Source organism: Roseococcus sp. SYP-B2431 (assembly GCF_004336745.1).
In the GTDB taxonomy this organism is placed as follows: Bacteria; Pseudomonadota; Alphaproteobacteria; order Acetobacterales; family Acetobacteraceae; genus Roseococcus.
On the sequence record NZ_SJXD01000025.1, the window covers coordinates 276,700 to 290,270 of the forward strand.

Consider the following 13,571-nt stretch of genomic DNA (forward strand, 5'->3'; position numbering starts at 1 on the left):
AATGGGATAAAACACGCTAAAGCGCGCGCCAGCCGATGTCCCCGCGGCAGAACCCTCCCGGCCATTCGACCTTCGCAACGGCGGCATAGGCGGCCTCCCGCGCCTCGGCGAGGGTCGCGCCCGTCGCGCCGACGCCCAGCACGCGCCCCCCATTGGCGACGAGCCGTCCTTCCTGGTCGCGCGCGGTCCCGGCGTGGAAGATCTGCGCGCCGGGGACCTGCGCCGCCGCCTCCAGCCCGCGGATCTCGGTACCCCGGCGGGGCGTGGTGGGATAGCCCTCGGCCGCCATGACCACGACGATGCTGGCGGACTTCTCCCAGCGCAGGTCGAAATCCTTCAACTCGCCCTGGGTGGCGGCCAGCAGCGCCGGCAGCAGGTCGCTGCGCAGGCGGAGCATGAGCGCCTGGCATTCCGGATCACCGAAGCGGACGTTGAATTCCAGCAGCTTCGGGCCGTCCGCGGTCAGCATGAGCCCCGCGAAAAGCACCCCCTGGAAGGGCGTGCCGCGTCTCGCCAGCTCCGCAAGCACGGGTGTGATGCAGGTTCGCATCACCTCGGCCTGCAAGGGCTCGGTGAAGGCGGGGGGAGGGGAATAGGCGCCCATGCCGCCCGTGTTCGGCCCGGTGTCGCCGTCGCCCACGCGCTTGTGGTCCTGGGCGGCGCCCAGCGGAACCGCGTGCTGGCCATCGCACAATGCAAAGAAGCTGATCTCCTCGCCCAGCAGGCACTCCTCGATGACGAGGGTTGAGCCCGCGGCGCCGTGGAGGCCCTCTTCCATCATTTCGGTGACGGCCTGCTCCGCCTCCTCGACGGTGGCGGCGACAACCACGCCCTTGCCGGCCGCAAGCCCGTCCGCCTTCACCACGATGGGCGCGCCCTGCGCGCGGATATAGGCCCGGGCGGAGGCCGCGTCGGTGAAGCGGCCATGCGCGGCCGTGGGCGCCCCGGCGGCATTGGCGATCTCCTTGAAGAAGCTCTTGCTGCCCTCCAGCAGGGCCGCCGCCTTGCGCGGGCCGAAGCAGGGGATGCCGGCCTCGGCGCAGGCATCGGCCATGCCGAGCGTCAGCGGGGCCTCGGGGCCGACGACGACCAGCTCGATCGCCTCGCTCTTGGCGAGCGCCACGATGCCGGCGACATCCTCCGCGCCGACCGGGAAGCATTCCGCGATCTCGGCGATCCCAGGATTGCCCGGCGCGCAGATCAGCCGCGTCAGCAGCGGCGAGGCGGCGATCGCCCAGCACAGCGCATGTTCGCGGCCGCCGCCGCCCACCACCAGAACCTTCATGCCAGCCTCTCCAGAATCCGGCGGAGCGTCCTATACTCGGGCGATGGACGGACCCGGCGGAAATATTCCCGAATACGGTGTGGGCGAGTTGGCCGGCGCCATCAAGCGCACCCTCGAGGGCGCCTTCCAGCGTGTCCGCGTCCGCGGCGAGCTGACGGAGGTGAAGCCTTATCCCTCGGGCCACATCTACATGTCGCTCAAGGACGAGAACGCCAAGATCGAGAGCGTCGTCTGGAAGAGCGCCGTCTCGCGACTCGGGCTGAAGCCGGAGAACGGGCTGGAGGTGATCGCCACCGGCCGGGTCTCCACCTATGGCGACCGCTCCAAGTACCAGCTCATCATCGAGAAGCTGGAATATGCCGGCGAGGGCGCGCTGCTGGCGCGGATCGAGCGGTTGCGGCTGATGCTGCTGAAGGAGGGCCTTTTCGACGCCGAGCGGAAGCGGCCCTTCCCGCTGCTGCCGAATGTCATCGGCGTAGTGACCAGCGAGCGCGGCGCGGTGATCCAGGACATCCGCACGACTCTGGCGCGCCGTTTCCCGCGCCACCTGATCCTCTGGTCGGTCCCGGTGCAGGGGGAGGGGTCGGCCGAGAAAATAGCCGCCGCCATCCACGGCTTCTCGGCGCTGCGGCCCGGCGGGCCCATCCCCCGGCCGGACGTGCTGATCGTCGCGCGCGGCGGCGGCTCGCTGGAGGACCTGATGGCCTTCAACGAGGAGATCGTGATCCGGGCGGCGGCCGAATGCACCATCCCGCTGATCTCCGCCGTCGGCCACGAGACCGATACCACCCTCATCGACTTCGCGAGCGACCGCCGCGCGCCCACCCCCACCGCCGCCGCCGAGATGGCGGTGCCTTCCCGGGTGGACCTCGCGGCCGATATCGCCCAGCGCGGCTTCCGCATCGCCCAGTGCATCGCGGCCAGGCTGCGCGAGAGCCGCCTGCACCTGCATCGCGCCGAGCGCGGCCTGCCCGACCTGCCTTCCATGGTGAACCAGCTCCGCCAGCGCCTCGACGACCGCGGCGAGCGGCTGCGCACCGCGCTGCCCGGCTTCGTGCTCGCCAAGCGGCAGGAGGTGGCCCGGCTCGGCGCCCATCTCCGCCATCCGCGCGAGGCCATCGCGTCCGGCCGCAATGCCGTGCAGGCGATTGACCAGAGGATGAATGCCGCCTGGGCGCGGAACCTGGCGCGGCGCGAGGCGGCCCCGGCACTGGCCCGGCTCTCCCCCGCGCCCGTGCTCGGCCTGATCCGCGAGCGTGCCGCCCGCGTCGAGGGGCTCGCGGCCCGGCTGGAGGCGGTCAGCTACAATGCCGTGCTGGCGCGAGGCTTCGCACTCGTCCAGAGCACCGGCGGAAAGACCATCACCGCCGCCGCCGAGGTCTCGCCTGGCGCGAAGCTGACCCTGACCTTCCAGGATGGGGCCGTCGACGTGTCAGCGGCGCCGGCAAGGCCGGTGCAGGGGCTGCTGTTTTGAAGCGTCGCGCGGCCCTGGCCTTGCCGGCGCTGCTGCTGGCCCGGCCGGCCGCTGCCCTGGAATGGCGCGGCCATCCGACCCAGGGCGCCATGCTCCTCGGCCGGGGCGCCGCCGGGGCGCGTCTGGCGCTGGAGAGGCAGGCGGTCCGCGTCTCGCCCGAGGGGCTTTTCGTCCTGGGCTTCGGCCGGGACCATGGCCCCCGCGCCACGCTGACGGAGAATGGCACGCCCCGCACCATCGAGGTCACGCCCCGCCAGTGGGACGTCCAGCACATCAACGGCCTGCCGCCGGCGCAGGTGACGCCGGACGCGGCGACCCTGCAGCGTATCGTCGCCGAGCGGGAACGGCTCGCCGTCGTCCGTGGTCTCGATACCCCGCGCACCGACTTTGCGGCCGGCCTCGCCTGGCCCGCGCGCGGCCGGATCAGCGGGATCTATGGCAGCCAGCGGATCCTGAACGGCCAGCCCCGCCAGCCGCATGCCGCGCTCGACATCGCCGGGCCGGTCGGCACGCCCATCCAGGCGGCCTGCTCCGGCCGCGTCACCCTCGCCGCCGAGTTCCATTTCTTCGGCAAGCTGCTGGTGCTCGACCACGGGCATGGGGTGAACACGCTCTACGCCCATCTCTCGACCATCGACGTCGCCGAGGGGCAGGAGGTCCGCGCCGGCCAGCGGATCGCCGCCATGGGCGCGACCGGACGCGTCACCGGCCCCCACCTGCATTTCGGACTGAGCTGGTATCGGCTCTGGCTCGACCCGCAGCCCTTGCTGCCGGCCTGACGAGCCCGGAGCACGAGGCCTTTCCAGCCCGTCCCTGGATGTGGCCAGAATTTCATCCGGGACGGCTACCGATCTCGTTCAGCTTCTGTTAATGTAGTGCTTCCATCGCGGGATCCTGTCGCGGCGTCCAATTCGACAGGCTTCTCCCCCTCGCATGGATGGTTCGGGACATTCATGAACGTGATTCACCAGGAACCGGCGAAGCTCGACCACCGCGCCGGCCCCCAAGGCCCCGCGGCGTCCTCCTCCGAGCTGACGGCCGCGCTGCGCCCCCGGCGCAGGCTGCTGCCCTGGCTGGGCCTCGTCCTGGTGCTGGGCGGCGGCGCCTATTACTACCTGAACCACGTCGAGAGGCCGGCGCCCGCCGCGGCCTCGACCCAGGCGGCGCTGTCCGAGGGCGAGTTCAGGCTGAGCGAGAAGGAGATGCGCGCCCTGCGCATCGAGCCCGTGGCCAGCCGCGACTTCCGCCCCGAGCGCATGGCCGATGGCCGCATCGCCTACAATGACGACCGTTCGACCCCGATGCTCTCGCCCTATACCGGCCGGGTGATGCGCGCCTTCGCCCGCGTCGGCGACCGCGTGGAGGCCGGCGCGCCGCTCTACGAGATCGAGACGCCCGACGTTACCGGCGCCGCCAACGACCTGCTCGGCGCGCTGGACAATGTGCAGAAGGCCACCGTGGCCCTCGCCCAGGCGCGGCGCGAGGATGCCCGCCAGGCCTCGCTCTTCTCCGCCCGCGCCGCCTCGCAGCGCGACGTGGAGCAGGCGCGCGCCGCCTCGGCCGCCGCCGAATCCGATCTCCGCAGCGCACATGCCCAGGCCGAGGCCAATCGCGACCGCCTGCGCGTCCTCGGCCGCACGCCGGACCAGATCGCGGAGATCGAGCGGACCCGCCAGGTGAGCGGCCTCATCACCGTGACCGCGCCGATGGCCGGCACGATCACCCAGCGCCGCGCCGGGCCGGGCCAATGGCTGACCGCCGGCCAGGGCGAGCCGGTCTTCACCCTGGCGGACCTCTCGACCATGTGGCTCATCGCCAATGTCCGCGAGATGGATGTGCCCATGATCCGGGTGGGCCAGCCGGTGGATGTCCGGGTCAACGCGCTGCCCGACCGGCATTTCGACGCCCGGATCGTCCGCACGGCCGCCGGGCTCGACCCCGCCACGCGGCGCCTGATGGTCATGGCCGAGATCCAGGATCCCGGCGGCGAGCTGCGGCCCGAGATGTTCGCGACGTTCCGCATCGAGGTGGGCGAGACCTCCCGCGCCCCCGCCGTGCCGGCCAGTGCTGTGATCTTCCGCGGCGACGAGGCGAATGTCTGGGTCTCGCTGCCCGAGGGGCGCTTCGCCATGCGGCGCATCACGCCCGGCCTCCGCTCGGAGAGCATGATCGAGGCCCGCGCGGGCCTGGCCGACGGCGACCGCGTGGTCACCGGCGGCGCCCTCTTCATCGACCGCGCCTCGCGCATCGACTGAGCAGCCCCATGCGTCAGCTTGTCGCCATCTCGCTCCAGCAGCGGGCGCTGGTCATTCTCCTGTTCATCGTCTTCGTGGCGGTCGGCGCCTACGGCTTCCTCACGCTGAACATCGAGGCGTATCCGGACCCGGTGCCGCCGCAGGTCGTGATCATCACGCAGAATCCCGGCGCCTCGGCCGAGGAGATCGAGCGCTACGTCTCCATCCCGGTCGAGCTCGCCATGGCGGGGCTGCCGAACATGAATTCGGTGCGGTCGACGAGCCTCTTCGGCCTCTCCGACGTGCGCGTGCAGTTCACCTTCGCCTTCACCTACGAGCAGGCGCTGCAGCAGGTGCTGAACCGGCTGGCCACACTGCGCGACCTGCCGGAGGGGGCGAATCCCACCATCAGCCCGCTCTCGCCCATCGGCGAGATCATGCGCTACCGCGTCGTCGGCCCGCCCGGCTTCTCGCCGGACGACCTCAAGACCCTGCAGGAATGGGTGCTGGAGCGCCGCTTCAAGCGCGTGCCCGGCGTGGTCGACGTGACCAGCTTCGGCGGCCGCAGCAAGTCCTACAACGTGACGATCGACCTCGGCCGGCTCAACGCCTACGCGCTGCAGCTGCCCGCGGTGATCGAGGCGGTGCGGGCGGGCAATGCCACCGTGGGCGCGGGAACCATCAACATCGGCCCGCAGGCGGCGGTGGTGCAGGGCATCGGCCTGATCCGCAGCACGGAGGACATCCGCAACATCGTCCTTTCCGCCTCGGCGGACGGGACGCCGGTCCTGCTCTCGGATGTCGCGGCCGTCGAGATCGGCAGCCTGCCGCGGCTCGGCATCGCGGGGCACGAGCGCGACGGCGACGTGGTGCTGGCCACCGTGCTCATGCGCCGCGGCGAGCAGACCCTGCCCACCATCCGGGGCGTGCAGCGGGAGGTGGAGCGCATCAATGCCGGCGGCATCCTCCCGCCCGGCGTGCGCGTCGTGCCGCTCTATGACCGCGAGGACCTGGTGAAGGTCGCCACACAGATGGTGGTGCACAACATCATCGTCGGCGTGGTGCTGATCCTGGTGATCCAGTGGCTGTTCCTCGGCGACCTGCGCGGCGCCGTGGTCGTCGCAGCGACCATTCCCTTCGCCTTCTTCTTCGCCGTGCTGGTGATCCTGGCGCGGGGCGAGAGCGCCAACCTGCTCTCCATCGGCGCGCTCGACTTCGGCCTGCTGGTGGACGCGACCATCATCATGGTCGAGAACATCTACCGCCATCTGGCCCTCGCGCGGCGCAACCCGCATCTCTATGCGAGCCCCCAGGCCGGCGGGCTGTCCGGCATCTCGCTCACCGTCCTGCGCGCGGGCGGCGAGGTGGGCAAGCCCATCCTCTTCGCCCTGCTGATCGTCATCGTCGCCTTCATCCCGCTCTTCACCATGGGCGGCATCGAGGGCCGCATCTTCGGCCCGATGGCGAAGACCTACGCCTATGCGATCTTCGGCTCGCTGATCGCCGCCTTCACCGTGGTGCCCGCGCTCTCCGCCGTGCTGCTCCGCGAGGACAGCCAGGAGCGTGACACCCCGCTGGTGCGGGGCCTGCGCTGGGCGCACGGCCGGATGTACCGCTTCTCCATGGCGGCGCGGGAATTCGCGCTGGTGGTGGCGGCGGTGCTGGTGGCTATCTCCATCTTCGTCCTCTCCCATCTGGGCGCCGAGTTCCTGCCGACGCTGGAGGAGGGCAACCTCTGGGTCCGCGCGACCATGCCCGGCACCATCTCGCTGGAGGAGGGCCACCCCACCGTCCAGGGCATCCGCGCCACGCTGATGGAGTTCCCCGAGGCGATCACCGTCACCTCGCAGCAGGGCCGGCCCGACGACGGCACGGATTCCGCCGGCTTCTTCAACGCCGAGTTCTTCGTGCCGCTCCGCCCGCCGGACCAGTGGACCACCGCGCCCAACCGCGACGGTCTGGTCGCCGCCATCAACGCCCGGCTGTCCGAGCGCTTCCTCGGTGTGCAGTTCAGCTTCGCCCAGGCGATCAGCGACAACGTCCAGGAGGCCGCCTCCGGCGTGAAGGGCGCCAACGCCATCAAGATCTATGGGCCCGACCTCGACCTGCTGACCCGGCATGCGGAGCAGATCCGCGGGCTGCTCAACCAGGTGCGGGGGCTGACCGACATCGCCATCTTCCCCACGCTCGGGCAGCCGACCATCTCGGTCACCATCGACCGGGCGCGGGCCGCGCGCTTCGGCCTGCAGGTGGACGACATCAACCAGGTGGTCCAGGCCGCCATCGGCGGGCGCGAGGCCGGGCGGCTCTACGAGCCCGGCGGCGACCGCAACTTCCCGATCACCGTCCGCATGGCGCCGCAGTTCCGTGACAATATCGACGCGATCCGGCGGATTCCGGTCGGCGGCCCCCGAGGCGCGGTCCTGGCCGACGTCGCGGAGATCCGGCTTTCCTCGGGCACGGCCTATGTCTATCGGGAGGAGAGCACGCGCTACGTGCCGATCCGCTTCTCCGTCCGCGGCCGGGACCCGGCCAGTGCGGTGCAGGAGGCGCAGGCGCTGATCGCCCGGGAACTGCGCCTCGAATCCGGCTACCGGCTCGACTGGCTGGGCGAGTTCCGGAACCTCCAGGAGGCGGTGGCGCGGCTGCTGAACATCGTGCCCGTCGCGCTGCTCATCATCATGGTCCTGCTCTATGTCCAGTTCGGCAACCTTCGGGAGATGCTGCTGGTGATGGCGATGGTGCCGCTGTCGCTCGTCGGCGGAATCATGGCGCTGGGCGCGGCGGGGCTGAACTTCTCCGTCCCGGCGGCCATCGGCTTCCTGGCGCTCTTCGGCATCACGGTGATGGAGGGGATCATCATGCTCTCGCATTTCAATCACCTCCGGCACGAGGGCATGGCCTGGAAGCCGGCGCTGGACCAGTCTGGGCAGGACCGGCTGCGCCCCGTGTTTATGACCTGCTTCGCCAGCTTCTTCGGCCTGCTGCCAATGGCCCTCGCGACGGGCATCGGCGCGGATGTCACCAAGCCGCTGGCGATCGTGGTGGTGGGCGGCATCGGCCTGGTGCCGATCTTCATCCTGGTGATCTTCCCGGCACTGATCGACCGGCTGGGCCGCCCGCGCGACCTGGCGCGGCAGGAGGCGGCGCTGGCCGCGCGCCGCGAGCGGGCAGGGCTGCCGGCATGAGGCGTCTGGCGGTCCTAGCGGCGCTCTGCGTGGCGAGCCCGGCGCTGGCCCAGGCGCCGCCCCCCACGGCCCGGCAGCCGCGCGAGGCCGGCGCCGGCATGCAGGCGCTGCCGCTGCCGGGCCAGCCCCGCGTGCTCACCCTCGCCGAGGCCGAGAGCCGGCTGATCGAGCGCAACCTGACTGTCGTCGCGGCCCAGCGCGGCATCGATGCGGCCCGGGCCCAGCGCCTCGTCGCCTCCTCCCTGCCGCCCATGCAGGCCAGCATCGGCAACACGATCGGCGAGTTCAACGAGACGCGCCGCAACGGGCTGCAGGGCGCGCGCCTCCACGGGCCGGGCAACAACATCAATATCGGCCTCACGGTCCTGGTCGAGCTCGGCGGCAAGCGCGAGCTGCGGACCCGCTTCGCCGACGCGAACATCGCCGTCGCCGAGGCGCAGGTGCTCGATGCGCTGCGCATCCAGATCTTCGCGCTTCGCCAGAACTTCATCGCGGCCCTGGCCGCCCGCGCCAATCTGGAGGTGGCGCTGGGCAATCGCGGCAGCCTCGACCGCACCGAGGCGCTGCTACGCCGCCAGGTCCAGGACGGCGCGCTGCCCGAGGGCGACCTGCTCCGCTTCCAGGCCAGCCGGGTTCCCTTCGAGGCCGATGTCACCACCGCCGCGCAGGCCTATGCCGCGGGCGTGGCCCAGGTCGCCGTGGCGCTGGCGCTCGACGCCGCGGCCCCGCCGCCGCCCGCGCCGCCCGGCCGCGACCCCTTGCGCGTGGCGCTGCCCGCCCTGGCCATCGACCTGCGCGGCCGTTTCGACATCGCGCCCGAGATCGGCGTCGCGCGCGGCACGCTGGGCGATGCCGTGCAGAGCCGCCCCGACGTGGTCGTGGCCGCGCGCCAGGCCTCGGCGGCCGGCGCCAACACCAGCCTCGCCGAGGCGCAGCGCTGGCGCGACGTGACGGTCAATGGCGGCTGGGGACGGTCCGAGCTCTCGCAGGACCTGCCGAATTCCTCGCAGCCGCTGATCGCCAGCAATCAGTTCACGCTGAACCTCTCGGTGCCGCTCTTCACCCGGCAGATCACGCGCGGCAACATTGGCGCCGCCCAGGGGCAGCAGGCCCAGAGCGAGGCCCTGGCGCGGAACGCGCTCCTCCAGGCGCGGGCCGACTTCGCCACCGCCTGGTCCGCCTGCGAGCAGGCCCGTGCCCTGCTGCGCCTCTACACCGGCGGCGCGCTGAACCGGGCCGAGCAGGCCTATCGGAGCTCGGAGCAGGCCTATCTGGCGGGCGGGCGCAGCCTGCTCGACGTGCTGGACGCGCTGCGGACACTGAACGCGACCCGGGTGGCGGCGAACAATGCCCGGGCGAACTACCTCACGGCGCTGGCGCAGCTGGAATTCGCGACGGGCGTGGGTGGACTCGCGCCGCGGTTGTGACGGGCTCGGCTGGAGGCTCGATCCACGCCGTTGCCGCTGGATACGGTGAGCCGCCGGAATGGCGGAGGTGACCACTCGCGCCGGTTGTAGAAGCCTGACATTCTGGGACGGACGCAGGAACCGGCCGCGAGGCCGGCCCAGCGCTTTCGCACCAGGGACGCGCTTCTCGCATGCACACGATGCTCCTCATCGGCGGCGGGCTCGTCCTGCTGGCCGGCATGGCGGTCGCGGGGCGTGCCATCGGCCAGCCGGCCACCACGCTCAGGCTCTTCCTCCTGATCTGGCTGATCGCCACGGCCGCCAATATGTGGATCGGCGTCAGCCGCGCCGGCTACACGGTGGCGCAGGAACTGCCGCTCGCGGCGGTGGCCTTCGGCGTGCCCGCGCTCGCGGCGCTGGCCCTGCTGCGGATCCTCAGGCCCTGAACTCGTCGGGCCTGCGCCAGAAGAGCATCGCCGCCAGCGGCAGGAGCCAGACCACGCGGGCCTGATACCGGTGATGCGGCATGGAGAGGGTGCCCGTCGCCAGCGCATTGCCCGTCAGCCCGACCAGCAGGCACAGCAGCAGCCCCAGTCGGCGGGCGTCCCGCGCGCGGTGCGCCCGCGCCCAGGCGAGCAGCGCGAGGGGCGCGGACAGGATCAGCACGGCCGAGAAGACGGGATTGAGCCGCCGTCCGCGCGCCTTCAGCCCGTCCCGCATCTGGAGGGACCCGTCGAAGCGCGCCAGCTCGGCCGCGGGAAATCCCCTCGAGATCTCCGGCCGCACCCCCATCCCCACGTCGTGGCGCGAGAGCGTGTCGCCCACCTGGTTCCGACGGAGCTGCGCGACGAAATTGGCGAGCCCGTCACGGATCACGGCCAGCGGCTCGCGCCGCAGGGTCTCGGCGATGATCGCGCTCGCCTCGGGTGCCAGGACCATGCCGCCGAGGAAGACCGGCGTGCCGTCGGGGCGGCGGTTCACCGGGCTGTCCGGCACCCAGAGGAAGACGTCGGAATTGGTCGGCAGCCGCCCGGCGAAGGCGCAGAGATACCAGCCGGAATCGGGGCAGCGGGCCGCGATGGTCCGCGCGGCCGGCCCGTCGGCGATCAGCCGGGCGAGGAGGAAGGTGCTGCCATAGGGCGACAGCGCGAGGCGCCCGTGCCCCACGAGGTTGGTGCCGAGCAGCAGCAGCACCGCGCCGAGGAGCGGCATGGCCGCGCGGAGCAGCGTGCCCCAGCCCGCGCGCAGGATCGCGGCCAGCACGACGATCGCGAACATCACCGGCAGGTTCGACAGATGCGCGGCGGTGGCGACGCTGCCCAGCAGGATCAGCCAGCCGCGCTCGGCGCGGCTCAGCCCGTCCCAGGCCCAGCCGAGCAGCGCCGCGCAGAGCACGGCCGCCGGCGTCAGGATATCGGGCATGACCAGCGCCGCCGACCACGGCGCGGCCGTGAGGGCGGCCAGCGCCGCGCAGATCCCCACATGCCGCCACGGCGCCGCGCCGCCGAGCACGCGCGCCAGCAGCCAGATCAGATGCGAGACGATCAGCCCCTGCGCGGCCACCGTCCCCCAGAGGGTGAGATGCTGGTGGAAGATCCAGGCGAAGGGCCCGTAGATCCAGGGCTTGTCCCAGATCATCAGCGGCCGGACCGTCTGCGCGAGAAAGGCGCCGCTGTCGCTGAACAGGATCGGATAGCCGTTGAGAAAGGCCGGCCAGATCAGCAGCAGCCCGCCCGCGAGGATCGCGAGGGCGGGCCGAAGGGGGGCGCGACGGCGCCGGAGGTCCGCTTCCCGCGGCAATTAGGCTCCGGCCCTCACCAGCGGTCGGCCGCGGCGTCGTCCCCGGCCCTGGCCTCGACCCAACGCGCGCCGCCGGCGGCGAATTCCTCGCGCTTCCAGAAGGGCGCCCGCGTCTTCAGCCAGTCGATCAGGAAGGCGCAGGATTCCAGCGCCGCCGCGCGATGCGAGCTGGCCGTGAGCACCAGCACGATGGGCGCGCCTGGCTCCAGCCGGCCGACGCGGTGGATCACGGTGCAGCCCGTCAGCGGCCAGCGCGCCTCCGCCTCGGCGACGATCTTCTCGAGCGCCCGCCCGGTCATCGCGGGGTAGTGCTCCAGCACCATGGCGGAAAGCCCGTCATCGGCGCGGCAGAGGCCCACGAAACTCGCGACGGCACCCACATCCGTGCGGCCGTCGCTCAGCGCGGCATGCTCCGCCGCGAGGTCGAAGGGCGCCTCCTGCACGGCGATGCGGGCCATGTCAGCCCCCCGTGACGGGCGGGAAGAAGGCGACCTCGTCGCGATCCGCGACCGCATCCTCGGCGGTGGCGAATTCCTGGTTCACCGCGGCGCGGATCGCGGTGGGATTGGCGAAGGCCTCGGCATGGCGCGGGCTCAGCGAGGCCAGGTGCCGCATCAGCGCGCCCACGTCTCGGACGCCATCGGGGAGGGCGAGCTCCTCTCCGGCGGTGCCGACCTTCTCTCGAACCCAGGCAAAATACAGGATCTGCATGCGACTAAGGAATCCCGCGCCCGAAGGAGAGGCTGGACGACGACGCGGTGAGCGGATGCGAATTCATCATGGTCCAGAGCCTTTTCCGGTCGCAGGGCTCACTACGAAGCCTCGTGCTCGTCCTTGTGGGAACATGGATTCCGCTTCCGGTGCTTCCACCTGCGGCGATCATGCTCTAGCGCGGCGTCGGCACCTGCCGGACCTCGCCGCCCGGGCCGATGATGGTGGTCATGTTGCCGTCGCGGATTGCGACGCCGGGGCCCTGCGGCGAGATCGTCGTCTGCACCCGGCTGTTGCCGCCGGTGGTGTTGACGGGGCCCTGGGGCGTGAAGATCACCTGGCCGTCGGCGCGCGGCGAGTCGGTGCGGTTGGCGCTGGGCGGCGGCGGGGGCGGCGGATCGAAGGCGCGCAGGGGCGGGACGCCGGGCACGACCGGATCGGGCGGCAGGCCCGCCGAGCCACGGCGCCTGGCCGGGGGCGGAACCTCCTCTCCGGGACGGAAGCCGCGCAGCGCCTCGTCCGGGTTGGCGAGCGTGGCGCGGGGGCCTTCCTGGCGCGGCCAGACGTCGCCGGCTTCGGTGGTCAGCGGCGCGAGGGCCTCGGACGTGCCGCGGTTGCGGATGCGCTGGACGGTCAGGCTGTCGGTCGGCACGGCGGGACGCATGCCGGCCCAACTCGGCCCATAGCGATCGTGAACGCCCGACGCCCAGCCGGTCATGGAGGCGAAGCCCGAATCGAAGCTCGCGCAGCCCGACAGTGCCGTTCCGAGGCCCAGCATCAGAAGCACCTTCGGCCCCGATGTCTTCCACCGCATACCCAAACTCCCGAAACCCTGTCGCGGCGCAACATGCGCCGAGGCACGAACCTTCTCAAGGCCGCTTGGTCGACTCCAGCGGAGGCGTGTCGCGGCTCACGTGATGTAGGCCGGCCACCCAATAATCCCAGCCTGTGACCAGCGTGAGAGCCGCTGCAGTCCAGAGCATGATTTCGCCGATCAGCGAGACCGGCAGGAAGCCGAGGCCCACCATCCGCGCGCCGCTGTCGCCGGCCAGGAGAGTGCCGAGCGCGCCCATCTGGAAGCCGGTCTTCCACTTCGCCAGCGCCGTCACGGGCAGTCCGACATTCAGCCCCGCCAGGTATTCGCGCAGGCCCGAGACCAGGATCTCGCGCAGCATGATGACGATCGCGGGGAGCAGGGCCCAGTTGGGCAGCCGCTCGAAGCCGGCGAGCAGCATGAGCGCAGCGCCCACCAGCAGCTTGTCGGCGATCGGGTCCAGCATGCGGCCGAAGTCGGAGACGATCTTGCGGTCGCGCGCGATCTTGCCGTCGAAATAATCGGTGATGGCCGCGGCCGAGAACAGCACGCAGGCCGCGAAGTCGAACCAGGGCTGCCGCACGGCGACAAGGAGGACCAGCAGCGGGATCGCGACGATCCGCGAGATGGTCAGCAGGTTGGGCAGGTCCGTTGGCACG

The 13,571-nt window shown here is 71.6% G+C and carries 12 protein-coding genes; 6 read left to right on the top strand and 6 right to left on the bottom strand.

Translation table 11 applies throughout. The features are described from left to right. Positions 1-16 precede the first annotated feature (16 nt). A complete protein-coding gene (gene purD, locus EJV46_RS12655; protein ID WP_131549008.1) occupies positions 17-1,285 on the bottom strand; it encodes a phosphoribosylamine--glycine ligase in 1,269 nt (422 codons plus the stop codon). Positions 1,286-1,328: 43 nt separating this feature from the next. Between purD and xseA the strand changes: the two genes are divergently transcribed. The 6 genes from xseA to EJV46_RS12685 all read left to right on the top strand — a co-directional run bounded on the left by xseA (position 1,329) and on the right by EJV46_RS12685 (position 10,033). Continuing rightward, positions 1,329-2,759: an exodeoxyribonuclease VII large subunit gene (gene xseA / locus EJV46_RS12660; RefSeq protein WP_131549009.1), complete on the top strand. Its 1,431-nt coding sequence runs from the start codon at positions 1,329-1,331 to the stop codon at positions 2,757-2,759. After that, on the top strand, positions 2,756-3,538 hold the full coding sequence (locus EJV46_RS12665) for a M23 family metallopeptidase (RefSeq protein WP_131549010.1): 783 nt from the start codon (positions 2,756-2,758) through the stop codon (positions 3,536-3,538). Before xseA ends, EJV46_RS12665 begins: the two co-directional genes overlap by 4 nt. A gap of 174 nt (positions 3,539-3,712) precedes the next feature. After that, positions 3,713-5,014, top strand: coding sequence for an efflux RND transporter periplasmic adaptor subunit (locus tag EJV46_RS12670; protein ID WP_131549011.1), 1,302 nt, complete (start codon positions 3,713-3,715; stop codon positions 5,012-5,014). Positions 5,015-5,022: 8 nt separating this feature from the next. Next, positions 5,023-8,181: an efflux RND transporter permease subunit gene (locus EJV46_RS12675; protein ID WP_131549012.1), complete on the top strand. Its 3,159-nt coding sequence runs from the start codon at positions 5,023-5,025 to the stop codon at positions 8,179-8,181. After that, a complete protein-coding gene (locus tag EJV46_RS12680) occupies positions 8,178-9,608 on the top strand; it encodes a TolC family protein (protein ID WP_131549013.1) in 1,431 nt (476 codons plus the stop codon). Before EJV46_RS12675 ends, EJV46_RS12680 begins: the two co-directional genes overlap by 4 nt. 170 nt (positions 9,609-9,778) lie before the next feature. After that, entirely contained in the window at positions 9,779-10,033 is a 255-nt protein-coding gene (locus EJV46_RS12685; RefSeq protein ID WP_131549014.1) for a hypothetical protein, read from the top strand. Here the strand turns inward: EJV46_RS12685 and EJV46_RS12690 are convergent. From EJV46_RS12690 to pgsA, 5 genes are all read right to left on the bottom strand, one after another. Then, positions 10,023-11,387, bottom strand: coding sequence for a hypothetical protein (locus tag EJV46_RS12690; RefSeq protein WP_240782535.1), 1,365 nt, complete (start codon positions 11,385-11,387; stop codon positions 10,023-10,025). The genes EJV46_RS12685 and EJV46_RS12690 overlap by 11 nt on opposite strands. 14 nt (positions 11,388-11,401) lie before the next feature. Continuing rightward, complete coding sequence (locus EJV46_RS12695; protein ID WP_131549015.1) at positions 11,402-11,845, bottom strand: molybdenum cofactor biosynthesis protein MoaE; 444 nt, start codon at positions 11,843-11,845, stop codon at positions 11,402-11,404. A 1-nt stretch (position 11,846) separates the two neighbouring features. Beyond that, positions 11,847-12,098 carry a molybdopterin converting factor subunit 1 gene (gene moaD / locus EJV46_RS12700; protein WP_131549016.1) on the bottom strand — a complete coding sequence of 84 codons (252 nt, stop codon included), beginning with the start codon at positions 12,096-12,098 and terminating at the stop codon, positions 11,847-11,849. A 175-nt stretch (positions 12,099-12,273) separates the two neighbouring features. Beyond that, positions 12,274-12,912 (bottom strand): hypothetical protein, encoded by a 639-nt coding sequence (locus tag EJV46_RS12705; protein ID WP_131549017.1) that lies wholly within the window; start codon positions 12,910-12,912, stop codon positions 12,274-12,276. A 55-nt stretch (positions 12,913-12,967) separates the two neighbouring features. Continuing rightward, positions 12,968-13,570: a CDP-diacylglycerol--glycerol-3-phosphate 3-phosphatidyltransferase gene (pgsA, locus tag EJV46_RS12710; RefSeq protein WP_131549018.1), complete on the bottom strand. Its 603-nt coding sequence runs from the start codon at positions 13,568-13,570 to the stop codon at positions 12,968-12,970. Position 13,571 lies beyond the last annotated feature (1 nt).

Bases quoted from the DNA above. Each gene is read 5' to 3' on its own strand.
- purD (WP_131549008.1), bottom strand. From the start codon at position 1,285: ATGAAGGTTCTGGTGGTGGGCGGCGGCGGCCGCGAACATGCGCTGTGC.
- xseA (WP_131549009.1), top strand. From the start codon at position 1,329: ATGGACGGACCCGGCGGAAATATTCCCGAATACGGTGTGGGCGAGTTG.
- EJV46_RS12670 (WP_131549011.1), top strand. From the start codon at position 3,713: ATGAACGTGATTCACCAGGAACCGGCGAAGCTCGACCACCGCGCCGGC.
- EJV46_RS12675 (WP_131549012.1), top strand. From the start codon at position 5,023: ATGCGTCAGCTTGTCGCCATCTCGCTCCAGCAGCGGGCGCTGGTCATT.
- EJV46_RS12680 (WP_131549013.1), top strand. From the start codon at position 8,178: ATGAGGCGTCTGGCGGTCCTAGCGGCGCTCTGCGTGGCGAGCCCGGCG.
- EJV46_RS12685 (WP_131549014.1), top strand. From the start codon at position 9,779: ATGCACACGATGCTCCTCATCGGCGGCGGGCTCGTCCTGCTGGCCGGC.
- EJV46_RS12695 (WP_131549015.1), bottom strand. From the start codon at position 11,845: ATGGCCCGCATCGCCGTGCAGGAGGCGCCCTTCGACCTCGCGGCGGAG.
- moaD (WP_131549016.1), bottom strand. From the start codon at position 12,098: ATGCAGATCCTGTATTTTGCCTGGGTTCGAGAGAAGGTCGGCACCGCC.
- EJV46_RS12705 (WP_131549017.1), bottom strand. From the start codon at position 12,912: ATGCGGTGGAAGACATCGGGGCCGAAGGTGCTTCTGATGCTGGGCCTC.